Origin of the sequence: Streptomyces sp. NPDC053513, assembly GCF_044544765.1 — a bacterium.
Taxonomy (GTDB): Bacteria; Actinomycetota; Actinomycetes; order Streptomycetales; family Streptomycetaceae; genus Streptomyces; species Streptomyces litmocidini.
Genome location: NZ_JBITXP010000004.1, coordinates 208,392 through 234,452, shown reverse-complemented (window position 1 = coordinate 234,452; position 26,061 = coordinate 208,392). Strand labels below are relative to the sequence as shown.

The following is a 26,061-nucleotide window of genomic DNA, read 5'->3' as shown; positions in this document are numbered from 1 at the left end:
AAGAAAGCCTCTTGCAAGAAAGTAGCTTAGTGGTAAGTTAATTACCGCCAAGCCGGTCCGGGGTCTCAAGCCCCGGGTCACCGGCCCGCCCAACCAGGGGGGAACCCGTCATGTCCCGCAAGGCAGCAGTCACCGCGCTCACCGCCCTCGCCCCGATCTCCTGGGGCTCCACCTACTTCGTCACCACCGAGTTCCTGCCGCCCGACCGGCCGCTCTTCACCGGCCTCATGCGCGCCCTGCCCGCCGGCCTCGCCCTCCTCGCCCTCACCCGCAAGCTCCCGCAGGGCGCCTGGTGGTGGAAGTCCGCGGTCCTCGGGGCCCTCAACATCGGCGCCTTCTTCCCGCTGCTCTTCCTCGCCGCCTACCGGCTGCCCGGCGGGGTCGCCGCGGTCGTCGGCTCCGTCGGCCCGCTCTTCGTCGTCGGCCTCGCGGCCCTCTTCCTCGGCGAGAAGCCCACGGTGAAGGCCCTGCTCACCGCCGTCACCGCCGCCTTCGGCGTCAGCCTCGTCGTCCTCAAGGCCGGAGCCGCCTTCGACCTGATCGGTGTGGGGGCCGGACTGCTCTCCTCGCTCTCGATGTCCGCCGGCATCGTCTTCACCAAGCGCTGGGGCCGCCCCGAGGGCGTCGGAGCCCTCGCGGTCACCGGCTGGCAGCTCACCGCCGGCGGCCTGGTCATCCTGCCCCTCGCCTTCCTGATCGAGGGTGCCCCGCCGGCCCTGACCGGCACCAACCTGGCCGGCTACGCCTACCTCGCCTTCGGCAACACCGCGATCTCGTACTTCCTCTGGTTCCGCGGCATCGAGCGCCTCAGCGCCTCCTCGGCCACGCTCCTCGGCCCGCTCTCGCCGATCACCGCCGCCGTCATCGGCTGGGCGGCGCTCGGTCAGGCGCTCGGCGCGGTGCAGGTCCTCGGCATGGTGATCGCCTTCGGCGCCACCCTGGCCGGCCAGCTGAGCCCCCGTACCCCCAAGGCCCCCAAGGCCCCCAAGGCCCCCAAGGCCCCCAAGGCGGTCGAGGCCCCCGAGGCCCCTCAGGCACCTTTCAGCTCCACTGAAAAGACCGGTCAGGAAGTTTCGATGGACCTGGAGGTTTCGGCGGTGCGACGGTAAGGGTCATGAGCCTGGACACCGCCCGCAACCCCACCGAATCCCCGGCAGCAACCGCAGCAACCGCAGCAACCGCCACGACCGCCACCGACACCGCACGCACCGAGAGGCCGGCACCCGCCAGGGGCGCCGGCCTCGGCGTGCTCCTCGCCCTCCTCGCCACCGTCGTCTGGTCCGGCAGCTTCGTCGTCGCCCGCGCCCTCCACGACACCGTCCCCCCGGTCCAGGCCGCCTTCTGGCGCTGGATCGTCGCCCTCGTCGCCGTCGCCCCGCTCGCCGCCCGCGAGGCCTGGCGGCAGCGGCACCTGATCCGCCGTCACCTCCGCTTCCTCGCCCTCGCGTCGCTGCTCGGCATCACCGTCTACAACACCCTGGTCAACCAGGCCGGGACCGCCACCTCCGCCGGCAACATGGGCATGATCATGGCCGCCTCCCCGGTCCTCATGGCCCTCTTCGCCCGCCTCGGCGGCAACCGCCTCGGCCCGCGCCGCACCACCGGCATGCTCATCGCCTGCGTCGGCGTCCTGCTCCTCGTCAGCAAGGGCTCCCTCGCCCCCGACTTCGCCACGGGCGACCTCTGGGTCATGGCCGCGGCCCTCTGCTTCGCCTCGTACAGCGCCCTCCTCAAGCGCCGCCCCGCCGAACTCGGCGGCCTCGCCTTCCTCTTCACCACCTTCGCCCTCGGCGCCCTCATGCTCCTCCCGGCGTACGGGATCAGCCTCGCCGTCCAGGGCGGCTTCGAGCCCACCACCGGCACCGTCGGCCCCCTCGTCTACGTCGGCGTGCTCTCCTCCGCCGTCGCCTTCTTCGCCTGGAACAAGGCCGTCACCCTGATCGGCGCCGCCCGCGCCGGGATCGTCTACTACCTCCAGCCCGTCTGCGTCGCCCTCCTCTCGTACGCCCTCCTCGGCGAACGGCTCGGCCTCCTCGGCGGCGCGAGCATGGTCCTCATCCTCGGCGGGGTGGCGCTGAGCTCGGCCACGTAGACGGGGCCCGATAAGTTGCGCCCCATGACCGAGTGGGACATCAAGAAGCTCCAGATCCTCCGCACCCTCCGCGACCGCGGCACCGTCACCGCCACCGCGGAGGCGCTGCTCATGACCCCCTCGGCCGTCTCCCAGCAGCTCACCAACCTCGCCAAGCAGCTCGGCGTGCGGCTCCTGGAGGCCCAGGGGCGCCGGGTCCGCCTCACCGACGCCGCCCATCTGGTGCTGCGCCACGCGGAGGTCGTCTTCGCCCAGCTGGAGCGCGCCGACGCCGAACTCGACGGCTATCTGCGGGGCGAGGCCGGCCAGGTGCGGGTCGCGGCCTTCCCGACCTCCGTGCCCGCGCTCCTCGTCCCCGCCGTGCGCCAGCTGCGGACCGCCCACCCCGGGCTCGACGTCCGGGTCCGGGAGGCCGAGGCCGCGGAGGCGTACGAGCTGCTCACGGCCGGCGAGGTCGACCTCGCGCTCTCGCTCGCCGCCCACGCGCCCTCCGCGCGCGACCCCAAGTACAGCCGGGTCCCGCTGCTCGCCGACCCCCTCGACGTCGCGCTGCCCGCCGATCACCCGCTCGCCGACGCCCCCGGCCTGCGGCTCGCCGACCTCGCCGCCGAGCCCTGGATCTTCGGCGGCTCGGGGCCCTGGTCCGAGATCACCACCGCCGCCTGCGAGGCCGCCGGCTTCGTGCCCGAGCAGGCCCACAGCGCCTCCGGCTGGACCGCGATCCTCGCCATGGTGGAGGCCGGGATGGGAATCGCGCTCGTGCCCCGGATGGCCTCCGCGGACCGCCGGAGCGGGACCGGGGTCGTCATGCGGGTCCTCTCCGCCGACCAGCCGCGCCGCCACGTCGTCGCGGCGGTACGGAGCGGGGCGGAGGAGGGCCCGGCGGTGGCCCGGGTCCTCTCCGCGCTCCGCCAGGCGGCGGCGGGCCGCGAGACCGTGCAGCAGAACTGACCCCGCGACCTTCCGGCGGACCGGCCCCGCGACCTCTCGGCGCACTGGCCCCACGACCTCTCGGCGGAACCGGCCCCCGCGACCTCTCGGCGGACCTGCCCCGCGAGCCCGCCGCAATCGTTCAGCAGAACTGAACGGCATCGTCGAAAACATTCGATGGACCGGGACGCCGGAACGGCGGGAAGCTCGACCCATGAGCAGCCTCGACGCGAACCAGGACCCGCACGCCAACGACGCCGCCCCCTACGCCGGCGGGGACCCCTACGCCGACTACCGCACCGGTGACTTCCCCTTCACCGAGCTCGTCGACCTCGCCGACCGCCGCCTCGGCGCCGGCGTCGTCGCCGCCAACGACGAGTTCTTCGCCGAGCGGGAGAACCTCCTCGTCCGCGAGCGCGCCGTCTTCGACCCGGAGCACTTCGGCCACAAGGGCAAGATCATGGACGGCTGGGAGACCCGCCGCCGCCGCGGCGTCGACGCCGAGAACGTCTTCCCCGCCCCCGAGGACCACGACTGGGCGATCGTCCGCCTCGGCGCCCCCGGCGTGATCCGCGGAATCATCGTCGACACCGCCCACTTCCGCGGCAACTACCCGCAGAAGGTCAGCATCCAGGCCACCGCCGTCGAGGGCTCGCCCAGCCCCGCCGAGCTGCTCGACGCGAAGTGGGAGGAGCTCGTCCCGCCGACCCCCGTCCGCGGCCACGCCGCCAACGGCTTCACCATCGACGCCGAGCGCCGCTTCACCCACGTACGGCTCTGCCAGCACCCCGACGGCGGCGTCGCCCGGCTCCGCGTCCACGGCGAGGTCGTGCCCGACCCCGAGTGGCTGGAGCTCCTCGGCACCCTCGACCTGATCGCCGTGCTCAACGGCGGTTCGTACGAGGACGCCTCGGACAGGTTCTACTCCTCGCCGACCCAGATCATCCTGCCCGGCACCTCCCGCAAGATGGACGACGGCTGGGAGAACCGCCGCCGCCGGGTCCGCGGCACCAACGACTGGGTCCGCTTCAGGCTGGTCGCGCAGGGCGCCGTCCGCGCCGTCGAGATCGACACCGCCTACCTCAAGGGCAACTCGGCCGGCTGGATCGCCCTCCAGGGCCGCAACGGGGACAGCGGCGAGTGGTTCGAGATCATCCCGCGCACCCGCCTCCAGCCCGACACCCTGCACCGCTTCAAGCTGCCCGCCCAGGCCGTCGTCACCCACGTCCGGCTCGACGCCTTCCCCGACGGCGGCGTCGCCCGGATGCGGCTCCACGGGACGCTGACGGAGCAGGGCGCGGCCGACCTGCGCGCCCGGTACGCGGCCCTCGGCGGCTGACGGAAGGCTTCCGCCCGGCGGTGCGGCCGCGCGCCGACGCCCGTCCGCCGGGCGGACTCCAAGCACGAAGGGGCGCCCCCGTGGGGGAGGGCGCCCCTTCGTCGTTCACCCGGCCCGGGGTTTCACCCGGCCCGGGGTTTCACCCGGCCCGGGGTTTCACCCGGCCCAGAGTTCACCCGGTCGGACTACTTCGCCGCCGCCGCGTCCGCCGCCCGCGCCTTCAGGGCGCGCTCGACGCCCGCGCGGGACTCCGTCACCATGCGCCGCAGCGCCGGGACCGGTTCGTTCGCGGCGATCCACGCGTCCGTCGCGTCCAGCGTCTCCTGCGAGACCTGGAGCGTCGGGTAGAGGCCGACCACGATCTGCTGGATCATCTCGTGGCTGCGGGTCTCCGAGACGTGCTTGATCGACGCGAAGTACTTCTCCGCGTACGGGGCGAGCAGCTCGCGCTGGTCGGCCTGGACGAAGCCGCCGATGACGGCCTCCTGCACGGCGTTCGCCAGCTTGTCGTCCTCGACGACCGAGGCCCAGGCCTCCGCCTTCGCCGCCTCCGTCGGACGGGCCGCGCGCGCGGTGGCCGCGTGCCGCTCGCCCGCCGCCGTGCGGTCGCGCTCCAGCTCGGCGGCGATCTCCGCCTCGTCGTAGACGCCGGTGGCCGCGAGGCGCTGGACGAACGCCCAGCGCAGCTCGGTGTCGACGGCCAGGCCCTCGATCGACTCGCGTCCCTCCAGGAGGGCCGCCAGCAGGTCCAGCTGCTGCGGGGTGCGGGCGGTCGCCGCGAAGGCGCGCGCCCACGCCAGCTGGTGGTCGCCGGCGGGCTCGGCCGCGCGCAGGTGCGCCAGCGTCGCGTCCGTCCAGCGCGTCAGGCCGACCTCGCGCCACTCCGGCGCCGCGTACAGGTCGAGCGCGGCCTTCACCTGGCCGTGGAGCGACTGCACCACGCCGATGTCGGACTCCTTGGCGATGTTCGAGAGCACCAGGTCCAGGTAGGCGCGGGTGGGGAGCTCGCCGTCGCGGGTCATGTCCCAGATCGAGGCCCAGCACAGGGCGCGCGGGAGGGACTCGGCGATGTCGCCGAGGTGCGCGGTGACGTTCGCCAGGGACTCCGCGTCGAAGCGGACCTTGGCGTACGACAGGTCGTCGTCGTTGAGGAGGACGACCGCCGGGCGGGCCTTGCCGACGAGCTGCTCCACGGCGGTCAGTTCGGCCGCCGCGATGTCCAGCTCCAGGCGGTCGGTGCGGACCAGCTTGCCGGCCTCGTCGAGGTCGTAGAAGCCGATCGCGATGCGGTGCGGGCGGAGCACGGCCCGGCCCTTGGCGCCGGCGGGCAGCGCGGGGGCCTCCTGGCGGACGGCGAAGGCGGTGATGACGCCGTTCTCGTCGGTCTCGATCTCCGGCCGGAGGACGTTGATGCCGGCCGTCTCCAGCCACGCCTTCGACCAGGTCTTCAGGTCACGGCCGGAGGTCTCCTCCAGGGCGCCGAGGAGGTCGGACAGGCGGGTGTTCCCGAAGGCGTGCGCCTGGAAGTACGCCTGGACGCCCTTGAAGAACTCGTCCTGGCCGACGTACGCCACGAGCTGCTTCAGGACCGAGGCGCCCTTGGCGTACGTGATGCCGTCGAAGTTGACGAGCACGTCCTCCAGGTCGTTGATCTCGGCCATGATCGGGTGCGTGGACGGCAGCTGGTCCTGGCGGTAGGCCCAGGTCTTCTCCGCGTTGGCGAAGGTGGTCCAGGCGTGCGGCCAGCGGGTGCCCGGCACGGCGGCCTGGCAGGCGACCGAGGTGTAGGTGGCGAACGACTCGTTCAGCCACAGGTCGTTCCACCACTCCATGGTGACGAGGTCGCCGAACCACATGTGGGCGAGCTCGTGCAGGATGGTCTCGGCGCGCCGCTCGTACGCCGCGTCCGTCACCTTCGAGCGGAAGACGTACTGGTCGCGGATGGTGACCGCGCCCGCGTTCTCCATCGCGCCCGCGTTGAACTCCGGCACGAACAGCTGGTCGTACTTGGCGAACGGGTAGTCGTACGCGAACTTCTCCTGGAACCAGTCGAAGCCCTGGCGGGTCACGTCGAAGATGTGGTCCGCGTCGAGGAACTCGGCCAGCGAGGGGCGGCAGTAGATGCCCAGCGGGACGACCTGTCCGTCCTTCTCGTACGTCGAGTGCACCGAGTGGTACGGGCCGACGATCAGGGCGGTGATGTACGTGGAGATGCGCGGGGTCGGCTCGAAGACCCACACGTCGTTCTCGGGCTTCGGCGTCGGCGAGTTCGAGATCACCGACCAGCCGCTCGGCGCCTTCACGGTGAACTGGAAGGTCGCCTTCAGGTCGGGCTGCTCGAACGAGGCGAAGACCCGCCGCGCGTCCGGCACCTCGAACTGGGTGTACAGATAGGCCTGGTCGTCGACCGGGTCGACGAAGCGGTGCAGGCCCTCGCCGGTGTTGGTGTACGCGCAGTCGGCGACGACCTTCAGCTCGTTGCGGCCCAGGGCGAGGCGGTCGAGCGCGATCCGCGAGTCGCGGAAGACGGCGGCGACGTCGAGGGCGCGGCCGTTGAGGACGACCTCGTGGACGGCGGGGGCGACGAGGTCGATGAAGGTCTCGGCGCCGTCCTCGGCGGAATCGAAGCGGACGGTGGTGACGGACCGGTAGGTGCCGCCCTCCTGCGCACCGGTGAGGTCCAGTTCGACCTCGTACGCGTCCACGGTCAGCAGCGCCGCCCGCTGCTGGGCCTCTTCACGGGTCAGGTTTGTCCCAGGCACCCGGTCAACTCCTCGGTTACGTGACGTTTGGGCCATCCTTCCACGGCCCGGCTCAGCGACGCACGGAACATCTCCACGGCCCGTCACCGCTGATCCGCAGCAGCCCCGGCCCCGGCACCGGGGCGCTCACCCGGACCTCACCGACCTCGTTCACCAGCAGGTCCCGCTCCTCGTCGTCGTAGAGCGGGTCCAGCGGCGGGGTGTGCTGGTGGACGGTGAAGTTCGACTCCCCGTGGTGCGCGAAGTCGAGCACCCCGGCCGGCCCCTCGTAGATCACCAGATCGTGGGCGAGGCCCTCCACGTGGCCGTCGAAACGCCGCGCGTGGGAGAGCGGCAGCACCCGCAGCGTCCAGGGGGTGTCGGCCTCCACCCGCAGGGCCAGCGGGCGGGCCCGCGGGACGAGGGCGACGGTACGCGCGCGCACGTCGTCCTCGTACGCGGTGAGGAGGTACTCCTCGGCCCGCCCGTACGCGTCGCAGGACTCGATCGTGGTGGACAGCGAGTGGTACGACTCGATCTCCAGGAGCACCCAGTGCCCCGGCGGAAGGCCCGGGTCGCAGTGGACGGTCCTCCTGCCGCGCCCCTGGTACACGGCGGGCCGGAACTCCCCGCCGTACGGATCGGCCACCGGCACGGGCGGGGCGGCGGGCGCCGGGGGAGGGGGCGGCGGGACGTAGCCGGGGCCCGGGATCGGCGGCGGCGGGTACTCCACCACGATGCCGAAGTCCGTCGCGAGCCCGGCGAGCCCCGAGGCGTACCCCTGGCCGACCGCGCGGAACCGCCAGCCGCCGTCCCGCCGGTAGAACTCGCCGAAGACGAAGGCGGTCTCCGTCGTCGCGTCCCCGATCGGGCAGTACGCCACGGGGGTGCCGGCCCCGTCCGTGACCAGCACGTCGAGGCCCGGCACCTGTCCGAAGGCGCCCCCGTCGGCGGAGGCGGCGATCACCAGGCGCCCCACATCGGGCTCCACGCGCGCGAGGTCCAGCCACAGCCAGTCCGCGGCCGGGCTGCCGGGCGCGCCGGGCGCCGACTTCCCCAGGTGCCGGACGGCCCCCGAGGGGTGCTCGGAATGGTTGTAGAAGACCAGGTCGGCGTCGCCCCGCACCCGCTCCCCGGCGCCGAGGAGCAGCGCGGAGACGTCCACGTCGGGCACCCCGTGCCCGGTGCGCCAGCTGACCGCGACGTGAAGGGCCTGCGGGGGCACCGGGACGTTGGCCCCCTTGGATATCCGGGTCATGGGGGAACTCTGGCACGGCCGGGCACGCCGGAGGGGCGGCTCCCCGCAACGGGAAGCCGCCCCTCCGGAGGGTGGCCGGGATCAGCCCTTGAGCTCGGCGGCGACGAGCTCCGCGATCTGCACGGCGTTCAGCGCCGCGCCCTTGCGCAGGTTGTCGTTGGAGAGGAAGAGCGCGAGGCCGTTCTCGACGGTCTCGTCCACGCGGATGCGGCCCACGTAGGAGGCGTCCTTGCCGGCCGCCTGGAGCGGGGTCGGGATCTCGGAGAGCTCGACGCCCTCGGCGTCCTTGAGCAGCTCGTAGGCGCGCTCGACGCTGATCGGGCGCTCGAAGCGGGCGTTGACCTGGAGCGAGTGGCCGGAGAAGACCGGGACGCGGACGCAGGTGCCCGAGACCTTGAGCTCCGGGATCTCCAGGATCTTGCGGGACTCGTTGCGGAGCTTCTGCTCCTCGTCGGTCTCGAAGGAGCCGTCGTCGACGATCGAGCCGGCGAGCGGGAGCACGTTGAAGGCGATCGGACGCTTGTAGACGCCGGGCTCCGGGTACTCCACGGCCTCGCCGTCGTGGGTCAGCTCGGTGGCGCGCTCGGCGACGGCCCTGACCTGCCCGTCCAGCTCCGCGACGCCGGCCACGCCCGAGCCGGAGACGGCCTGGTAGGTGGTGGCGACGAGCGCGGTGAGGCCGGCCTCCTGGTGGAGCGGCTTGAGGACCGGCATGGCGGCCATCGTGGTGCAGTTCGGGTTGGCGATGATGCCCTTGGGGCGGTCCTTGACCGCGTGCGGGTTGACCTCGGAGACCACCAGCGGGACCTCGGGGTCGCGGCGCCAGGCGGAGGAGTTGTCGATCACGACGGCGCCCTGCGAGGCGACCTTCTCGGCGAGGGCCTTGGAGGTGGCGCCGCCGGCGGAGAAGAGCACGATGTCCAGGCCGGTGTAGTCGGCGGTGGAGGCGTCCTCGACCGTGACGCCGTCGACGACGGTGCCGGCGGAGCGGGCGGACGCGAAGAGCCGCAGCTCGTCGACCGGGAAGTTCCGCTCGGCCAGGATCTTCCGCATGACTGTGCCGACCTGACCGGTGGCTCCGACGATTCCGACCTTCACGGGGACTCCTCCGTACGCGTGTGCAGGGTGCTGCTGCTCCATGATGCGTGTGTCCCCGCCCGCCTTGTCCAATCCATTGTCCAAGGGGCGGACGCGCCATGGACGACGATCTTCCGGCGGTGGGGTGACGATCTTCGGGACGCGAAAGGGGCGGGCGCCGGTTCCGGCGCCCGCCCCTCACCGGTGCGCTGTTACGGGGTGACCGCGCCGATCAGGACGCTGCCGGTGCCCGCGACGGTGCCGCGCGCGTTGAGCAGCTGGACCTCGCCGAAGAACTGGCGTCCCTCGGGGGCCGCGCCCGCGACGACGACCTCGGCCGAGACCGGGGCGGTGGCGCCGTTGGCCAGGGCGACCTGCTTCGACTCGTCGACCTTCACGGTGCCGAGCGCGGACGAGTAGTACACGTCCTTGTAGTCGTACGTCGTGCCGCCCGCGGCCTGGACCGAGTAGCCGTCGATGACGACGGTGTACGTGCCCGCGGCCGGCTTCAGCAGGGAGACGGACTCCTCCGAGTCGCCGTCCGCCGACTGGCCGACGGTCTTGCCGTTCAGCGTGACCGTGAGGTCGAGGTCGGCGGCCTTGTCGGAGGTGTTGCCGATGGCGATGTCGAGCCGCTCCACGCCCTCACCGATGGTGACGGTCTTCGTGTGCTTCTCGTGGTGCTGGATGGTCGGCGTCTCGCTCTTCTGCGAGCCGAGCGAGCCGCCCTTGAGGGTGCCCGTGACGCCCGCGAAGCGGTTGGCGACCTGCCACTGGACGGGGGCCGGGGTGCCGATCTTCGCCTCGGCGACCGTCTGGACGGCCGGGTCGAAGTCGACGCCGAGGGCGGTGACGTTCAGCGTGTACGGGTTGTCCAGGTCCGGCGACGTGCGGCGGGACTCGACCTCGATCTCCCAGACGCCGGGCGTCGGGTCCGCGTAGGACCGCAGGTCCGGGCGGCAGGTGTTGGCCGGGTTGTAGTGCGGGTAGCACTGCGTGGTGGCGCTGTCCTCGATGCCCACGCCGACCGGGTGGATCGAGATGAACCGGGTCTGGCTCTTCTCCTTCAGACCGCCCAGCGCGACCTCCAGCGTCTTGGCGCCCTCGGGCACGGTGACGAAGTAGGACTTGCTGCTGTTGCGCTGCACCGAGCCGGTGGCGGAGAAGCCGTAGCCCGGGGCGACCAGGTCGTTCGCGACGACCGTGGTGGCGAGGATCTGCTTGTCGACGCCCTCGGTGCGCTCGTCGTCGGCCTCCAGGATGACGCTGTGCGCACCGGCGGTGGCGGCGCGGGCCTGGAGCTTGACGGTGACCGGCTTGTTCAGCGGCAGGTCGATCTCGTCGTCGCCGAGGATGCGGAAGGTGCCGTCGTTGTACTTGAGGTCCAGCTCGTGCTCGATCGGCCGGTCCGGGCCGCTCGTGCGCGTGATGGTGACGTCGTAGGCCTTCTTCTGGCCGACCTTGAGGCCGCCCTCGCGGTCGTACACGCCGGTGCCGGTGTGCGGGGCCGGGAAGATCACGGTGTCGACCGGGGCCTCGACCTTGTAGTCGTGGGCGGTGGCACCGTCCTTGATCGACTCCCAGGCCTCGCCGATGTCGATGAGGCCCGCGCCCTGCTCGTGCGCGGCGACACCGGGGATGCGCTTCGCGGTGGAGGTCAGCGCGGTCCGCAGGGTGAGCGGGGAGAGCGCGATGCCCTTCTGCTTGGCGGCCGAGATCAGCAGCGCGCTCGCGCCCGCCGCCTGCGGCGAGGACATCGAGGTGCCGTTGAGCATGCCGTAGCCGGCGGGCAGGGTGTAGCCCGACTCGGCGACGCCGGCGCCCGGCTGCCAGGTCGGGATGGTGTTCACGGCCGAGCCGGGGGCGGTGATGGTCGGGGTGAAGCCGCCGTCCTCGCGCGGGCCGCGCGAGGAGAAGGGGAACATGGCGTACTTCTTCTCGACGGCCGAGCCGTAGTTGGCGGCCCAGGTCGCCTGGGAGACGGCCGCGCCGACCGAGAGGACCTTGTCGGCCAGGCCGGGGTCGCCGATCGTGTTGATGCCGGGGCCCTCGTTGCCGGCCGAGATGACCAGCTGGACGCCGTAGGTGTCGATGAGCCGCGTGTAGAGGCGCGAGCGGACGTTGTCGCCGTCGTTCTGCTGGGGCAGGCCGCCGATCGACATGTTGACGATGTCGACGCCGCGGTTGACGACGAGGTCCGTCATGCCCTCGGTGAGGGCGGTGTTGGTGCAGCCGCCGGACCAGGTGCACGCGCGTGCGGAGACGATCTTCGCACCGGGGGCGGCGCCGCTCATCTTCCCGCCGAAGAGGCCGTTGGCGGCGGTGATGCCGGCGACGTGGGTGCCGTGCGAGGACTCGACGAGACCGATGTTGACGAAGTCGCGCTTCTGGCCGACCCAGGTCCCGCCCAGCGGGTCCATCGGGACGTCCTTGCGGATCTCGACGACGAACGGGGTGCGCTCGGCGACCTCGGTGGCGGGGTTGTCGGTGCCGAAGTAACCGACCTGGTACCCGTCCTTGTACGGCTTCATCGGCGCGTTGTCCGTGAAGTCGTTGTTCTGGTCGGTGTCCACGCGGACGGTGCCGGCGGCCGGGTCGTACAGCATGCCGAAGACGTCGGTGGTGTCGCCGTCCCGGTTGATGTCGCCCTTCGGGTCGCCGCCCGCGGTGGCCGCCTCGGAGAACCGGCTGAACTGGTACGAGCCCGCCGGGGCCGTCCAGCTCTGCGAGGAGGCGGTGAAGACGGGACCGGCGACCGGGGTGACCTGGGCGCGCCAGGTGGCGTCGCCCTCGGTCAGCGGGTCGGTGGCGGTGACCCAGTCGACGATCTTGCGCTCGCCGGTGGTGGTCTTCTGCAGGGCCGGGTGGCCGAGGTCGACGCCCGAGTCGAGGATGCCGATGGTCACGCCGCGGCCGTCGGCCTTCGGGTGCTCCTTGACGAAGTCGACCGCGCCCGTCTCGTACGAGGGGTTGTACGGGTTCTTCGCCGGGGTGTCCTTGCCCGGGGCGGGGTACGTCGTGGTGACGGTGGTGCCGGAGACGGCACCCGTCGCGGCGCCCGCGTCCGGCGTCGGGTCGTCCAGCGCGATCTCGGCCTGGAGGTCGACGGACTGGACGGAGGAGAGCTGGGTGGCGGCCTTGATGGCGGCCGCGGCCTTGGCGGTCGGCAGGGTGGCCCGGACGTAGCCGAGCGCGTCCTGCTGCTTGCCGACCGAGGCGCCGGCGACGGCGTCGAGCTGGGCGGCGACCTGCTCGGTGGCGCCGGGGGCGGTGGCGACGAGGACGGTGACGTTCTTCTCGCCGCTCGCCTGGGCCTCGGTGAGCCGCTGGGCGTCGATGGCGCCGAGCTTGTCGGCCGGGTTCGAGGACTTGACCGGGGGAGTGGTCGCCGGGGCCTCGGTGGCGAGGACGGGCGCGGCACCGGTCGCGACGAGCGCGGCGACGAGTCCGGCTGCGGCCGCGATGCGGGCCGCGCGTCTGGGCCCGTGCGTCGAGCTTCCGGATATGGAGCTCTGAGTTTCGGGGGTGGTCATTTACATCCCTGTTGGTGAAAGGAGGGCGTCCGGATTTCGATACCGGATGACCGCTCAGCCTTTCGCAAGGGACCGGGTTTTGGGGAGGGGCGCTGGGCGTCGGATTGCCGCCGCGACGCAAACCCGCCAGCGCCGTGGATGCGCCACACGGGACGAACTCGCCCGTAAGCGGGCGAGTTCGCCGTGGCGCGGGGCTCAACTCTCCTTGGTCCGGGCGTAGTGCCGGGAGGCCTTGGCGCGGTTGCCGCAGACCGCCATCGAGCACCAGCGGCGGGTGCCGTTCCGCGAGGTGTCGAAGAAGTGCAGGATGCAGGCCTCGTGGGCGCAGGCGCGGATCCGGTCGGGCGCCGTGCGCAGCAGGTCGAGGTAGTCGCGGGCGGCGGTCCAGCCGGGCCCCCAGGCGGGGTCCGCGAACTCCGGCTCCTCGCCGGGGCCCTCGGCGGTGAGCGTGGGCCGGATGCGGCCGTGGCCGAGGACGGCGTCGACCCGGGCGGTGGCGGCGGGGTCGCCGGGGCGGTCGACGAGCGCGGCGAGCGCGTCCCGGGCGGTGAGGGTGTGCCGGAGGGTGGTCGCGTCGGCGGTGAACCGCTCGGCCAGGCCGTTGGCGGCGAGCCAGACGGCGAGGCCCTCGACCTCCGCCAGCAGGTCGCGGCGGACGCCTTCGTCGTTCCAGCGGGTGTTGAGCAGGTCGAGGGAGACGGGCTCGCCGGTGAGCGGCCGGGGGTCGGTGGCGGTCATGGGGACACCCTCCTCGATCAGCTAACCCCTCAAGAGTACGTGACCGGTTGACTCCCCTCATCTATAACCCCTAAAGTCGAAATGAAAGGTTAGCCCGAGGGGGCGACCACATCGGAGAGGGAACCCGCATGCCCGCGATCGGCACACTCGCCACCCACCACGTCGGCCTCAACGTCACCGACCTCGGACGCTCGCTCGCCTTCTACGGCGACGTCCTCGGCTTCGACGTCCTCGGCGAGGGCGAGGAGAAGGACAGCCGCTACGCCTTCCTCGGCCGGGACGGCCGCCTGGTCCTCACCCTCTGGCAGCAGGCCGAGGGCACCTACGACCCGGGCCGGCCGGGCCTCCACCACCTCGCCTTCGAGGCCGAGTCCATCGAACACGTCCGCGCCGCCGAGGCCGCGCTCGTCGCGCGCGGCACCTCCTTCGCGTACGAGGGCGTCGTCGCCCACCGCGAAGGCGCGGCCTCCGGCGGCATCTTCTTCCACGACCCCGACGGCACCCGCCTGGAGATCTCGGTCCCGAAGGGCGCGGAGGACGCGGAAGCCCCGAGCGAGACGGCCCCGACCTGCGGCTTCTTCTAGCCGCACCTCGTTGTGGGCAGGCGTTCCGCAGGGGCGGAACGGGTGGGCACAACGCCGAACGCGCCACCCGCGCCCAGGGTCCTCGACCCGCACCACGACCACCCGCACCCTTCGGAGGCCCCCGTGAACACCGCCTACCACCCCGGCTCCCTGGCCGTACAGGCGCGCGAGGGCGTCCAGGACCTCGCCGCCCACGTGGGCCGCTCCATCACCGACGGCATTCGCCCCATCGCCGCCGCCTTCCTGGAAGCCCAGCCGATGCTGGTGATCGGCACGGCGGACGCCGACGGCCGCGTCTGGTCGAGCCTGCTCACCGGCGCGCCCGGCTTCGCCAGGGCCGTCGGCCCGCACACGGTCTCGGTCGCCGCCGACCTCCCCGAGGGCACGCCCGACGGCGCCCCCGTCGGCACCCTCGCCCTCGACCCCCGCACCCGCCGCCGCATGCGCCTCAACGGCACCGCCCGGCGCAGCGGACGCGGCTTCACGATCGAGGCCGAGCAGGTCTTCTCCAACTGCCCCAAGTACCTGCAGAAACGGGAGTGGTACGGCTCCGAGCCCCCCGGCGCCGCACCCGCCGCCGTGCGACACGGCGAGGCGCTCACCCCCGACCAGGCGCGCCGGATCCGCGCCGCCGACACCTTCTTCATCGCGACCGCCGCCCCGGACGGCCTCGACACCAGCCACCGCGGTGGCAACCCCGGCTTCGTCCGCGTCGACTCCCCCCGGGAGCTCAGCTGGCGCGACTACCCGGGCAACTCCATGTTCCTGACCCTGGGCAACCTGGAGTCGGACGGCCGCGCGGGGCTGCTCTTCCTCGACTGGGAGACGGGGCTGACCCTCCAGCTCACCGGCGTCGCGCACACCGAGTACGGCCCCGGGGGCCGCGTCACCCGCTTCCGCGTCGACCGCACGTCCGAAACCCCGGACGCCAGCCCCCTGCGCTGGTCACCCCCGGAGTACTCCCCTTCCAATCCGTGACCCCGCACTCCTGGAGGCCCAGTGACGACCACCGCCACCGCCCCGCCCCGCCCCGCCGCCCCTCCCCGTCCCCACCTCCGCGCCACCCTGTCCTCCACGGCCGCCAGCCTCGCCGCCCTCCTCCTCCTGGCGGCCCTCGGCACCCTCCTCCACCAGCCCCTCCTCATCCCGCCCCTCGCCGCCAGCATGGCGCTCGTGGCCGGCGCCCCCGCCCTGCCGCTCTCCCAGCCGCGCTCGGTCGTCGGCGGCCAACTGCTCTCGGCCCTCACCGGCTTCGCGGTCCTCGCCGTCGCGGGACCGGGCCCGTGGAGCGCGGCCGTCGCGGGCGGTCTCGCCCTCGGCGTGATGCTGCTCGCCCGCGCCCCGCACTCGCCCGCCGCGGCGACGGCCGTCATCGTCGCCCTCCAGGACCCGCCCCTCTGGTCGTTTCTCGGCCTTCTCGCCCTCGCCTCGCTCCTCCTGGTCGCCGTCGGACTCGCGGCCGCCCGTGCCACGGGGCGGACGTATCCCGCGTACTGGCTCTAATCTCGGTCCATGCAGCAGGAGTTGAGGGTGGCGGCCTACGCCGTGTGTGTCCGTGACGACGAGATCCTCCTCGCCCGCTGGGTCGCGAAGGACGGTGCCAGACGGTGGACCCTGCCGGGCGGCGGCATGGACCACGGCGAGGACCCCGTCCACACCGTCGCCCGCGAGGTCGAGGAGGAGACGGGCTATCTGACCGAGCCGACCGCGCTCCTCGGCATCGACTCCATCCGGCGCTCCTGGCTCCGCCGGCTCGGCGGACCCGGCGACTGGCAGGGCCTGCGGATCATCTACGAGGCGCGGATCACCGGCGGCGCCCTGCGGAACGAGGAGGGCGGCTCCACCGACCTCGCCGCCTGGCACCCGCTCGACTCCGTGCCCTCCCTCACCCGCGTCGAACTCGTCGACATCGGCCTCCAGCTCTGGCGCGACCGGCCGCCCCTCGGACGCTCGCACCTCACGGAGCACGAGAACGGCTGAAAGGCGCTCAACCACCGAAGGTGCGATCAACCCCCGCCCACCCTCCCGGGTCCCTCCCCCCGACCACAGCACGACGAACCGCAGCACCACGATCAGGGGAGCCCCGCATGTCACCCGCCCGCACCGCCCGTACCGTCGTCGCAGCCACCCTCGTGGCGGGACTCGCCGCCACCGCCCTCGCCGCCCCCGCCCTCGCGGCGCAGGCCCCGGCGTCCGTGAAGCAGGACCACGCGGCCACCCAGCGGGCCCTCGACGCGGCCGTCGCCGACGGCGTGCCCGGCGCCGTCGCCCAGGCCCGCGACGGACGCGACCGCTGGACCGGCACCGCCGGTAAGCGCAAGGGCGACGACCGCTACCGGGTCGGCTCCATCACCAAGACGTTCACCGCCACCGTCCTCCTCCAGCTCCAGGCGGAGGGCCGCCTCGACCTCGACGACCCGGTCGAGAAGTGGCTCCCCGGCGTCGTCCGGGGCCACGGCCACGACGGCCGGAAGATCACCGTCCGCCAGCTCCTCAACCACACCAGCGGCATCTACAGCTACACCAGCGACCCCGCCTTCCAGGAGAAGGTCTTCGGCCCCGGCTTCCTGGAGCACCGCTACGACACCTGGACGCCGCGGCAGCTCGTCTCCGTCGCCATGGCCCACCGGCCCGACTTCGAGCCCGGCGCCTCCTGGAACTACTCCAACACCAACTTCGTCCTCGCCGGCATGGTGATCGAGAAGGTCACCGGCCGCCCGTACGGCAAGGCCGTCGAGAACCGGATCATCAAGCCGCTCAAGCTCCGCGCCACCACCGTCCCCGGGACCCGCTCGGCCATGCCGGAGCCCAGCAGCCCGGCGTACTCCAAGCTCTCCCGGGACGTGAACGCCCCCGTCCACGAGGTCTCCGACCTCAACCCGAGCATCGCGGGCGCGGCCGGCGAGATCATCTCCGACTCCCGCGACCTGCAGACCTTCTACAGCGCGCTGCTCAAGGGCCGGCTGCTCACGAAGGGCGGGCTGAAGGAGATGACCACCACGGTCGCGATGTCCCCCGAGCTCCCGAACCTCGGCTACGGCCTCGGGCTCATGAAGGAGGAGCTCAGCTGCGGCGTGGAGGTCTGGGGCCACGGCGGCGGCATCCACGGCTCCAGCTCCCTGGCCCAGGTGACCCGCGACGGCGAGCACTCCCTGGCCGGCAACTTCAACGCCGACTGGACGGGCGACACCCAGAAGGTCGTCGAGGCCGAGTTCTGCGGCACGCCCGCGAACAAGGGCTAGTCACCTCGGCAGGACGACGACGTACGCGGCGGGCTGCCGGTCCGCCGCGGCCATCAGGGCCGTACGGACCACGGTGGCCTGCTGGTCCATCGCCTCGCGCAGCTTGCGCGGGGTGAGGTGGACGACCGTGATGCCGAGCCGCTCCAGGTGCTCCCGCTTGCGGGTGTACTCGGTCCACAGCTCGTCGTCGTCCTGCCGAGGCGCCCGGGTGTCCAGCTCCACGGCGACGGCCTGGTCGGGCCAGTAGGCGTCCACCCCGCCCAGGTGCGGGCCGCCCGGCAGCCTCAGGTCCACGTTCCACAGCGGGTCCGGCAGCGCGAACTCCCGCACCATCTCGTAGAGCCGCTGCTCCGAGAGCGAGCGTCCCTCGGCGAGAAGCGCGTCCACCGCGTCCACCACGTGCGGCCGGGAGAGCAGCCGGGCCCGGCTCAACTCCCGTACCACCACGCCCGGTTCGCAGTGGCCGCCGCGGACGGCCTCGGTGAGCAGCCGGCGCACCGTCTCGGCGTCCGCGAGGCCCGACACCGCGTCGGCGACGGCGCGGGCGACCGGGGCGACGGGGACGCCCGTGAGCTCCACCGGCTCCGGCGACTCGGGGGCGCGCACCACCCGCACCCAGCCGGTCGAGCGCAGCCGCCGGGTGCGCGGCACCAGGACGTCGATCCGGTCCAGGGCGGTGAGCGGGGGAGCGGAGGAGAAGCGGTGCAGGGTCAGCGCGGCGAGGCCGGTGATCATCGCGTCGGGTCCCTGCGGGGGCACGGCCCCGGTCCTGCGGGCGTAGAGCAGCGCGGCCTTCAGCCGGTCCTCGCTGGTGGGCGGCCCGGGCTGGAGCAGGAAGACGCCGGGGAGGAGCTGCTGCCAGCCGCCGGGCCGGCAGCGCGCGGCGACCTCGGCGGCGGGGATGCCCTGGGTCCTCAACTGGTCGGCGGACGCGAGGCGTTGTGCCTGACCGGTGGCGGAGGGGAGGGGGAGGGGGCGGGGGGTGATGGGGGTGTTGTGGTTCATGCCGGGGGTCTTCCGCTTCCGAAGGCTCCCCTAACCCCTGTTACACGCTCGTCGACATTCCGGGACAACCTCGCCCTAAAGTACGCACGTTCGAGTGCCGATGGGGGCGGCACCCCGAAGGGTGCCGCCCCCGTCCGCGTACCGACTACTCCGCCACGCGCCCGTCGCACGCCTGCGCCCGCAGCGCCCGCGCCAGGTCGTCGCGCGCCTCCAGGACGAGGCGGCGCAGCGCCGGCGGGGCCGACTCGTGCTCCGACAGCCAGGCGTCCGTCGCGGCGAGCGTCGCCTCGTCGTCCTGGAGCCCCGGGAACAGGCCCCGGACCACGTCGATGCCGATCTGGATCGACCGCTCCTCCCACAGCCGCTCGATCGCCGCGAAGTACTTCTCCGCGTACGGCGCGATCAGTTCGCGCTGCGAGGGCTGGACGAAGCCCGCGATGGTCGCCTCGACCAGCGCGTTCGACAGGGCGTCCGACTCGACGACCTGCGCCCAGGCCTGCGCCTTGACCGCCGCCGAGGGCCGCGAGGCGAGGAGGCGGGTCTGGTGGCGCTTGCCCGTGGCCGTGTCGTCCCGGGCCAGCTCCTCGTCGATCCGGGCCTCGTCCGCGCGGCCGTGGACGGCCAGCGGGGAGAGCAGCGCCCAGCGCAGCTCCTGGTCGACGTCGAGGCCGTCGATCTTCGCCGTGCCGTCGAGCAGCCCCTCCAGGAGCTGGAAGTCGGCCTCGGTGGAGGCGGTCGCCGCGAAGAACCGCGCCCAGGTCAGCTGGTGCTCGCTGCCCGGCTCGGCCAGGCGCAGCTCGCGCAGTCCGCCCTCGGCGAGCAGCCGGCCGCCCTCCTCGCGCCACGCGGGCGCCGCGTAGAGGGTGACGGCCGACCTCGTCCAGTTGTGCACCATCTGCAGGACGCCGATGTCGGTCTCGCGGCCCGCGAAGGCGAGGGCGACGGAGACGAAGTCCCGGGCGGGCATGAGCCCGTCGCGGGTCAGGTTCCACAGCGCCGACCAGCACAGGGCGCGGGCCAGCGGATCGGTGATGTCGCCGAGGTGCGCCCGGAGGGTCGCGAGCGAGCCCTCGTCGAAGCGGATCTTGCAGTAGGTCAGGTCGTCGTCGTTGACGAGGACCAGGTCGGGCTTCTCCTGGCCCGCGAGCCCGTCGACGACGGTCCGGACGCCGGTGATGTCGGCCTCGGCCCGCGCGTACCGCACGAGCTCCCCGCCGGAGAGCCGGTAGAGGCCGACGGCGGCGCGGTGCGGGCGCAGCTCGTCGCCCTCCTGGAGGACGGCGAGCTCGGTGATCCGGCCCTCCGCGTCGTAGGTGACGGCCGGGGTCAGGCTGTTGACGCCGGAGGTCTGGAGCCAGGACTTCGCCCAGGCCTTCATGTCCCGCCCGGAGGTCTCCTCCAGGATCGAGAGGAGGTCGGCCAGGCGCGTGTTCCCGTAGGCGTGGCGCTTGAAGTAGCGGCGCGCGCCCTCCAGGAACGCGTCCCGGCCGGCGTACGCGACGAGCTGCTTGAGCACCGAGGCGCCCTTGGCGTACGTGATGCCGTCGAAGTTGAGCTTGGCGTCCTCCAGGTCACGGATGTCGGCCGTGATCGGGTGCGTGGACGGCAGCTGGTCGGCGCGGTAGGCCCAGGACTTCCGGTTGTTGGCGAAGGTCACCCAGCTGTTGGTGAAGCGGGTGGCCTCGGCGTTCACGAAGGAGCCCATGAAGTCCGCGAAGGACTCCTTCAGCCACAGGTCGTCCCACCACACCATGGTGACCAGGTCGCCGAACCACATGTGCGCCATCTCGTGCAGGATGACGTTGGCCCGGCTCTCGTACGCGGCCTGGGTGACCTTGCCCCGGTAGATGTACTCCTCGCGGAAGGTCACCAGGCCCGGGTTCTCCATCGCGCCGAGGTTGTACTCGGGGACGAAGGCCTGGTCGTACTTCCCGAAGGGGTACGGGTAGTCGAAGTTGTCGTGGAAGAAGTCGAAGCCCTGCTTGGTGATCAGGAAGACGTCGTCGGCGTCGAAGTGCTTCGCGAGCGACTTGCGGCACATCGCGCCGAGCGGGATCTCCAGCTCGCCGCGCGTGTAGCTGTCGGTCACGTAGTGGTAGGGGCCGGCCACGACACACGTGATGTACGTGGAGATCGGCGCCGTCTCCGCGAACCGCCAGACGCCCTCGGCGTCCTGCTCGCCCGCGCCGTTCGACCAGACCGTCCAGCCCTCCGGCGCGGTCACCGAGAAGCGGTACGGCGCCTTGAGGTCGGGCTGCTCGAAGTTGGCGTACACCCGGCGGGCGTCGGCCGGCTCGTACTGCGTGTAGAGGTAGACCTCGCCGTCCTCCGGGTCGACGAAGCGGTGCATGCCCTCGCCGGTGCGGCTGTAGGCGCACTGGGCGTCCACCACGAGCACGTTCTCGTCGGCGAGGCCGTCGAGCGCGATCCGCGCGCCGTCGAAGACCACCGCCGGGTCGAGGGCGCGGCCGTTGAGCGTGACCGCGTTCACCGAGGGGGCGATCAGGTCGACGAACGTGCTCGCGCCCTCGCCGGTGCGGCGGAACCGGATCGTCGTCCGCGAGCGGAAGGTGCGCACCGTCTCGGCGGACTCGCCGACCGCCGACCTCAGGTCGAGGTCGACCTCGTACCCGTCGACGGACAGCAGCGCTGCCCGCTCGTGGGCCTCGTCGCGGGACAGATTCTCACCGGGCACGGTCACTCCTTCGTGGCGCGTTCGAAACAGCACCGATCCTCCCATGTGCGGCTGTCACCCGGTACGGCGGAACCCCGACGCGCCGGGAATGCCGCCGGGCCCCGGCGGTGTTTGCTCCTTTCGGCGAAACCCCTTCACCGCGGCCTTACCGAGGAGTGACATGTCCGAGAGCAGGACCACCGCCGACTTCTACTTCGACCCGCTGTGCCCGTGGGCCTGGATGACCTCCCGGTGGATGCTGGAGGTGGAGAAGGTGCGCCCGGTCGACGTGCGCTGGAAGGTGATGAGCCTGGCCGTGCTCAACGAGAACCGGCTCGACGAGGTCCCCGCCGAGTACCGCGAGATGCTGGAGACCCAGGCCTGGGGTCCGGTCCGCGTGGTGATCGCCGCCCAGCAGCTGCACGGCGACGAGGTCGTCGGCAAGCTCTACACGGCGCTCGGCACCCGCTTCCACAACAACGGCGAGGGCCCGACGCGCGAGGCGATCGCCGGCGCCCTGAAGGACGTCGGTCTGCCCGAGGACCTGGTGGAGTACGCCGACAAGGACACGTACGACACCGAGCTCCGCGCCTCCCACAAGGAGGGCATCGACAAGGTCGGCCAGGACGTCGGCACCCCGGTCGTCTCGGTGCCGGGCCCGACGGGCGACGAGGTCGCCTTCTTCGGCCCCGTCGTCACCCCGACCCCGCGCGGCGAGGCGGCGGCCCGGCTGTGGGACGGCACGCTGCTCGTGGCGTCGACGCCGGGCTTCTACGAGATCAAGCGCACCCGGACGGCGGCCCCGAGCTTCGAGTAGTCGCCCCCGTACGGCAGACGGCCCCCGCGATTCACGTCATCGCGGGGGCCGTCCTCCTTACCGCCTGCCCGGTGAAGGCTGAGAAGACGATCACGAGCAGGAGCGCGGGGTCAGAAGGAGATCAGCGGGACCGAGGCCTTGGCCGACAGATAGCGCTTGTGCACGTCCTGCCAGTTGACGACCTGCCACATGGCCTCGATGAAGTCGACCTTCTGGTTCTTGTACTGCAGGTAGAAGGCGTGCTCCCAGGCGTCGAAGACCAGGATCGGGACCGAGCCCTGGCCGACGTTCCCCTGGTGGTCGTAGACCTGCTCGACGATGAGCCGGCCGCTGATCGGCTCGTACGCGAGGACGCCCCAGCCGGAGCCCTGGGTGGTCGCGGAGGCCTTGGTCAGCTGGGCCTTGAACTTGGCGAAGGAGCCGAAGGACTCGGTGATCGCGTCCGCGAGCTCGCCGACGCCGTCGGCGGCGAGCGGCTCGCCGCCGCCCCCGTCCTTCGGGCTGTTCATGTTGTTCCAGTAGATGGAGTGGAGGATGTGCCCGGAGAGGTGGAACGCGAGGTTCTTCTCCAGGCCGTTGACCGCACCCCACTGGTCCTTGTCGCGCGCCTCCTCCAGCTGCTCCAGGGTGTCGTTCGCACCCTTGACGTAGGCGGCGTGGTGCTTGTCGTGGTGCAGCTCGATGATCTGCGGATTGATCACCGGCTCCAGCGCCGCGTAGTCGTACGGCAGCTCCGGAAGTGTGTAGATCGCCATGTGCCCGAGCCCTTCGACGGCTTATTGCAACCTCTATGCAAGTGCAGGCTAGCAGTAGGTGCGTGTGCAGATGATCAGCCCTTCGTCCTAGGTCCCGTGTCCCCGGCCTCCTCCCGGCACGGCGAAACCCCCGGACCGAGCGGCGGTCCGGGGGTTTCGGGAGAAGCGGCGGAAGCTCAGGAGGCGCGGGCCGCCGCCGTCCTCTGGCGCACGAAGCCGACCACGGCGAGCGCCAGCGTCAGACCGCCCGTCGAGTACAGCTGCACCCGGGTGCCCTCCTCGCGCGCCATCAGGACGAAGACCGCCGCCATGCCGGCCAGCGCCACCCACGTCAGCACCGGGAAGGCCCACATCCGCACGACCAGCTTCTCGGGCGCCTCGCGCTCGGTGCGGCGGCGCAGCACCAGCTGGGAGGCGGCGATGAAGAACCAGACGACCAGGATGATCGCGCCGATGGTGTTGAGCAGCCAGATGAACGCCTTGTCCGGCGACCAGTAGCTCAGCAGCACACAGCCGAAGCCGACGACGCAGGAGACGAGCACGGCCGGGCGGGGCACCCCGCCGTACAGCCGGCCGAGCGCCTTCGGGCCCTGGCCGCGCGCGACCAGCGAGCCGGCCATGCGGGAGGCGCCGTAGATGTTGGCGTTCATCGCCGAGAGCAGGGCGACGAGCACGACCACGTTCATGATCTGGCCGGCCGCCGGGATGCCCAGGTGGTCGAGGGCGGCGACGTACGGGCCCTTCTCGACGACCGCCTTGTCGTCCCACGGGACGAGGGTGACGATGACCGCCATGGAGCCGATGTAGAAGAGCGCGATCCGCCACATCGCCGTACGGACGGCCTTGGCGACGCCCTGCACCGGGTGCTCCGACTCGGCCGCCGCGATGGTGACCGTCTCCAGGCCGCCGTACGCGAAGACGGAGGCCAGCAGACCCACGATCAGGCCCTCGGAACCGTGCGGGAAGAAGCCGCCATCGCCGTTGAGGTTCGTGGTGCCGGGGGCGTCCGTGCCGGGCAGGACGCCGACGATGGCGAGGACGCCGATGCCGAGGAAGAGGACGATCGCGCCGACCTTGAGCGCCGCGAACCAGAACTCGAACTCGCCGAAGTTCTTCACCGCCGCCAGGTTGGTGGCGCAGAAGACCACCATGAAGAGCGCGACCCAGGCCCATTCGGGGCTGCCCGGGAACCAGCCCGTCATGATCTTCGCGGCGCCGATGCCCTCCAGGCCGACGGCGACGCAGAGCAGGAACCAGAAGGCCCAGCCCGAGGTGAAGCCCGCCCAGGAGCCGAAGGCGCGCTCGGCGTGGACGGAGAAGGAGCCGGAAGCCGGGTTCGCGGCCGACATCTCGCCCAGCATCCGCATCACGAGCATGACGAGCACGCCCGAGATCGCGTAGGCGATGACGATCGAGGGCCCGGCGGCGGCGATGCCCGCGCCGGAGCCGACGAAGAGCCCGGCGCCGATGACCCCGCCGAGGGCGATCATCGAGAGATGGCGCTGCTTGAGGCCGTGCGAGAGGCCCTCGGCAGGTGCGTTCGCGCCGTCCTTGCGGTCGGCCGGCGCGGGCGCGGTGGTCCGAGACATGGGCGAGCCCTGTTCACTAGCTGAGACGGGGAGGAAGCCCACAGTGTGGGTGGGCACGCCGCTCAGAGGGAACAGGCGTCCGCTATACGGGCACGACCTTCACACAAGGTGAAGATTCAGTTCCTTTTCGTGCGCAGCTCCCGGGCCCACGCCACCAGGAGGACGGCCCCGGTCGCCCCCGCCGACCACAGCACCTGCGGACGCGCCCCGTCGTCGAACAGCATCAGGACGACCACCGCGCCCATCGCGGCGAGCGCCACCCACGTCAGCCACGGGAAGCCCCACATCCGCAGGCTCAGCGTCTCCGGCGCCTCCCGCTCGATCCGGCGCCGCAGCCGCAGCTCCGAGACCGCGATGAGCGCCCAGACGAAGAGCAGCACCGCGCCGACCGCGTTCAGCATGTAGAGGAAGACGGAATCCGGCCACTTCAGATTCAGCAGGACGGAGACGAAGCCGAAGGCCACCGAGGCGAGCACCGCCCGGCGCGGCACGCCGCCGGCGGAGATCCTCAGCAGCCCCTTCGGCGCCTCCCCGCGCTCCGCCAGCGAGAACACCATCCGGGACGAGCCGTACAGGTTCGCGTTGAGCGCCGAGAGCAGCGCCACGAACACCACCACGTTCATGATCTGGCCCGCCGCCGGCACCCCGATCGCGTCCAGGACCGCCACGTACGGCGACTCGCCCGGCTTCATCGAGGTCCAGGGCAGCAGCGTCACGACGACCAGCATCGAACCCACGTAGAAGAGCAGGATCCGCCAGACCGCGCTGCGCACCGCCCGCGCCACGTTCCGCGCAGGGTCGTCGGACTCGGCCGCCGCGATGGTGACGACCTCCAGGCCGCCGAAGGCGAAGACGACCGCCAGGACCCCGGAGACCACCCCCGACCAGCCGTTCGGCAGGAACCCGCCCTGCCCGGTCAGGTTCGCGAGCCCCACCGGATCCGTGTCCGGCAGCAGGCCCGCGATCGCGAGCACCCCGAGCACCAGGAACAGGACGATCGCGCCGACCTTGAGCGCCGCGAACCAGAACTCGAACTCGCCGAAGTTCTTCACCGCCGCCAGGTTGGCCAGGGTGAACACGATCATGAAGACCAGCACCCAGCCCCACTGCGGCACCCCCGGCACCCAGCCGTGCACGATCCGCGCCGCGCCCGTCGCCTCCACGGCGAGGACGACGACCAGCAGGAACCAGTACAGCCAGCCCACCGAGAAGCCCGCCCAGCGGCCGAGCGCCCGCTCCGCGTGCACCGAGAAGGCACCCGAGGCGGGCATCGCCGCCGACATCTCGCCGAGCATCCGCATGACCAGCATCGCGAGCGCGCCGGCGATCAGGTACGAGACCACGATGCCGGGCCCGGCGACGGCGATGCCGGCGCCCGAGCCGACGAAGAGCCCGGCGCCGATCACACCCCCGAGCCCCAGCATCGTCAGGTGACGCTGCTTCAGGCCGTGGGAGAGGGGCTCCGGTTCGGGAGCGAGGGGCTCGTGCATGTGGGGGCTCGTACTCTCTGGCGGTTTATGGAGACCCCACAGTCTCTCCAGGGAGCATCCCCTGGCGCAAAAGGGACCTCCGAGGAGGAGTGCCCAGTGACAAGCGTCACGTGGCGCGAGGTGTGATCGGCGGCCTTTGTGAGATCTCCACGAAGCGCTCGACCGCCGCTTTGTCGGCGGCTGACGGTGATCGGCCG

20 protein-coding genes are annotated in these 26,061 nt (G+C 72.1%); 10 read left to right on the top strand and 10 right to left on the bottom strand.

All coding sequences use genetic code 11. The annotated features are described in order from the left end of the window. Positions 1-110 precede the first annotated feature (110 nt). From ACIGW4_RS08900 to alc, 4 genes are all read left to right on the top strand, one after another. A complete protein-coding gene (locus ACIGW4_RS08900) occupies positions 111-1,109 on the top strand; it encodes an EamA family transporter (protein WP_399579346.1) in 999 nt (332 codons plus the stop codon). Between the two features lie 5 nt (positions 1,110-1,114). Next, a complete protein-coding gene (locus ACIGW4_RS08895) occupies positions 1,115-2,092 on the top strand; it encodes a DMT family transporter (RefSeq protein WP_399579344.1) in 978 nt (325 codons plus the stop codon). A 24-nt stretch (positions 2,093-2,116) separates the two neighbouring features. Then, complete coding sequence (locus ACIGW4_RS08890; RefSeq protein ID WP_399579342.1) at positions 2,117-3,043, top strand: LysR family transcriptional regulator; 927 nt, start codon at positions 2,117-2,119, stop codon at positions 3,041-3,043. Between the two features lie 193 nt (positions 3,044-3,236). Next, a complete protein-coding gene (alc, locus tag ACIGW4_RS08885; RefSeq protein ID WP_123452345.1) occupies positions 3,237-4,361 on the top strand; it encodes an allantoicase in 1,125 nt (374 codons plus the stop codon). Positions 4,362-4,546: 185 nt separating this feature from the next. Here the strand turns inward: alc and pepN (ACIGW4_RS08880) are convergent, their stop codons facing one another. The 5 genes from pepN (ACIGW4_RS08880) to ACIGW4_RS08860 all read right to left on the bottom strand — a co-directional run bounded on the left by pepN (ACIGW4_RS08880) (position 4,547) and on the right by ACIGW4_RS08860 (position 13,708). Next, positions 4,547-7,123, bottom strand: coding sequence for an aminopeptidase N (pepN, locus tag ACIGW4_RS08880; protein ID WP_399579339.1), 2,577 nt, complete (start codon positions 7,121-7,123; stop codon positions 4,547-4,549). Positions 7,124-7,175: 52 nt separating this feature from the next. Further along, positions 7,176-8,360 carry a TerD family protein gene (locus ACIGW4_RS08875; protein WP_399579336.1) on the bottom strand — a complete coding sequence of 395 codons (1,185 nt, stop codon included), beginning with the start codon at positions 8,358-8,360 and terminating at the stop codon, positions 7,176-7,178. Between the two features lie 81 nt (positions 8,361-8,441). Beyond that, the gene (locus ACIGW4_RS08870) at positions 8,442-9,458 is read right to left on the bottom strand and encodes an aspartate-semialdehyde dehydrogenase (protein WP_123452339.1); all 1,017 of its coding nucleotides are present in this window, start codon (positions 9,456-9,458) and stop codon (positions 8,442-8,444) included. Positions 9,459-9,649: 191 nt separating this feature from the next. After that, entirely contained in the window at positions 9,650-12,970 is a 3,321-nt protein-coding gene (locus tag ACIGW4_RS08865; RefSeq protein WP_399579334.1) for a S8 family serine peptidase, read from the bottom strand. Between the two features lie 195 nt (positions 12,971-13,165). Further along, the gene (locus ACIGW4_RS08860; protein ID WP_123452337.1) at positions 13,166-13,708 is read right to left on the bottom strand and encodes a CGNR zinc finger domain-containing protein; all 543 of its coding nucleotides are present in this window, start codon (positions 13,706-13,708) and stop codon (positions 13,166-13,168) included. 128 nt (positions 13,709-13,836) lie between these two features. Here ACIGW4_RS08860 and ACIGW4_RS08855 point away from each other — a divergent pair, with 128 nt between their 5' ends. From ACIGW4_RS08855 to ACIGW4_RS08835, 5 genes are all read left to right on the top strand, one after another. After that, positions 13,837-14,292, top strand: a complete 456-nt coding sequence (locus ACIGW4_RS08855) for a VOC family protein (protein WP_359587564.1) — start codon at positions 13,837-13,839, stop codon at positions 14,290-14,292. Positions 14,293-14,415: 123 nt separating this feature from the next. Beyond that, positions 14,416-15,270 carry a pyridoxamine 5'-phosphate oxidase family protein gene (locus ACIGW4_RS08850; protein ID WP_399579329.1) on the top strand — a complete coding sequence of 285 codons (855 nt, stop codon included), beginning with the start codon at positions 14,416-14,418 and terminating at the stop codon, positions 15,268-15,270. Positions 15,271-15,291: 21 nt separating this feature from the next. After that, complete coding sequence (locus ACIGW4_RS08845) at positions 15,292-15,795, top strand: HPP family protein (RefSeq protein ID WP_399579328.1); 504 nt, start codon at positions 15,292-15,294, stop codon at positions 15,793-15,795. Between the two features lie 9 nt (positions 15,796-15,804). Continuing rightward, the gene (locus ACIGW4_RS08840; protein ID WP_123452328.1) at positions 15,805-16,272 is read left to right on the top strand and encodes an NUDIX hydrolase; all 468 of its coding nucleotides are present in this window, start codon (positions 15,805-15,807) and stop codon (positions 16,270-16,272) included. A gap of 107 nt (positions 16,273-16,379) precedes the next feature. Continuing rightward, positions 16,380-17,534 carry a serine hydrolase domain-containing protein gene (locus ACIGW4_RS08835; protein ID WP_399579326.1) on the top strand — a complete coding sequence of 385 codons (1,155 nt, stop codon included), beginning with the start codon at positions 16,380-16,382 and terminating at the stop codon, positions 17,532-17,534. On the opposite strand, the gene ACIGW4_RS08830 is transcribed toward ACIGW4_RS08835, so the two are convergent. Both ACIGW4_RS08830 and pepN (ACIGW4_RS08825) read right to left on the bottom strand, forming a co-directional pair. Then, on the bottom strand, positions 17,535-18,539 hold the full coding sequence (locus ACIGW4_RS08830) for a hypothetical protein (protein ID WP_399579324.1): 1,005 nt from the start codon (positions 18,537-18,539) through the stop codon (positions 17,535-17,537). It abuts the gene before it with no gap. Positions 18,540-18,684: 145 nt separating this feature from the next. After that, entirely contained in the window at positions 18,685-21,234 is a 2,550-nt protein-coding gene (gene pepN / locus ACIGW4_RS08825) for an aminopeptidase N (protein ID WP_359587570.1), read from the bottom strand. A gap of 160 nt (positions 21,235-21,394) precedes the next feature. Between pepN (ACIGW4_RS08825) and ACIGW4_RS08820 the strand changes: the two genes are divergently transcribed. Next, on the top strand, positions 21,395-22,030 hold the full coding sequence (locus tag ACIGW4_RS08820) for a DsbA family protein (protein ID WP_123452322.1): 636 nt from the start codon (positions 21,395-21,397) through the stop codon (positions 22,028-22,030). A 110-nt stretch (positions 22,031-22,140) separates the two neighbouring features. Here ACIGW4_RS08820 and ACIGW4_RS08815 read toward each other — a convergent pair whose 3' ends face one another. The 3 genes from ACIGW4_RS08815 to ACIGW4_RS08805 all read right to left on the bottom strand — a co-directional run bounded on the left by ACIGW4_RS08815 (position 22,141) and on the right by ACIGW4_RS08805 (position 25,864). After that, complete coding sequence (locus tag ACIGW4_RS08815; protein WP_399579320.1) at positions 22,141-22,785, bottom strand: superoxide dismutase; 645 nt, start codon at positions 22,783-22,785, stop codon at positions 22,141-22,143. Between the two features lie 176 nt (positions 22,786-22,961). After that, entirely contained in the window at positions 22,962-24,374 is a 1,413-nt protein-coding gene (locus ACIGW4_RS08810; protein WP_123452318.1) for an amino acid permease, read from the bottom strand. A 116-nt stretch (positions 24,375-24,490) separates the two neighbouring features. Then, positions 24,491-25,864, bottom strand: a complete 1,374-nt coding sequence (locus ACIGW4_RS08805; protein WP_399579319.1) for an amino acid permease — start codon at positions 25,862-25,864, stop codon at positions 24,491-24,493. Between the last annotated feature and the right edge of the window lie 197 nt (positions 25,865-26,061).

Excerpts from the sequence above, each read along its gene's own strand:
- ACIGW4_RS08900 (WP_399579346.1), top strand. The coding sequence starts at position 111 with ATGTCCCGCAAGGCAGCAGTCACCGCGCTCACCGCCCTCGCCCCGATC.
- ACIGW4_RS08895 (WP_399579344.1), top strand. The coding sequence starts at position 1,115 with ATGAGCCTGGACACCGCCCGCAACCCCACCGAATCCCCGGCAGCAACC.
- ACIGW4_RS08890 (WP_399579342.1), top strand. The coding sequence starts at position 2,117 with ATGACCGAGTGGGACATCAAGAAGCTCCAGATCCTCCGCACCCTCCGC.
- alc (WP_123452345.1), top strand. The coding sequence starts at position 3,237 with ATGAGCAGCCTCGACGCGAACCAGGACCCGCACGCCAACGACGCCGCC.
- ACIGW4_RS08875 (WP_399579336.1), bottom strand. The coding sequence starts at position 8,360 with ATGACCCGGATATCCAAGGGGGCCAACGTCCCGGTGCCCCCGCAGGCC.
- ACIGW4_RS08865 (WP_399579334.1), bottom strand. The coding sequence starts at position 12,970 with ATGACCACCCCCGAAACTCAGAGCTCCATATCCGGAAGCTCGACGCAC.
- ACIGW4_RS08860 (WP_123452337.1), bottom strand. The coding sequence starts at position 13,708 with ATGACCGCCACCGACCCCCGGCCGCTCACCGGCGAGCCCGTCTCCCTC.
- ACIGW4_RS08855 (WP_359587564.1), top strand. The coding sequence starts at position 13,837 with ATGCCCGCGATCGGCACACTCGCCACCCACCACGTCGGCCTCAACGTC.
- ACIGW4_RS08840 (WP_123452328.1), top strand. The coding sequence starts at position 15,805 with ATGCAGCAGGAGTTGAGGGTGGCGGCCTACGCCGTGTGTGTCCGTGAC.
- ACIGW4_RS08835 (WP_399579326.1), top strand. The coding sequence starts at position 16,380 with ATGTCACCCGCCCGCACCGCCCGTACCGTCGTCGCAGCCACCCTCGTG.
- ACIGW4_RS08830 (WP_399579324.1), bottom strand. The coding sequence starts at position 18,539 with ATGAACCACAACACCCCCATCACCCCCCGCCCCCTCCCCCTCCCCTCC.
- ACIGW4_RS08820 (WP_123452322.1), top strand. The coding sequence starts at position 21,395 with ATGTCCGAGAGCAGGACCACCGCCGACTTCTACTTCGACCCGCTGTGC.
- ACIGW4_RS08815 (WP_399579320.1), bottom strand. The coding sequence starts at position 22,785 with ATGGCGATCTACACACTTCCGGAGCTGCCGTACGACTACGCGGCGCTG.
- ACIGW4_RS08810 (WP_123452318.1), bottom strand. The coding sequence starts at position 24,374 with ATGTCTCGGACCACCGCGCCCGCGCCGGCCGACCGCAAGGACGGCGCG.
- ACIGW4_RS08805 (WP_399579319.1), bottom strand. The coding sequence starts at position 25,864 with ATGCACGAGCCCCTCGCTCCCGAACCGGAGCCCCTCTCCCACGGCCTG.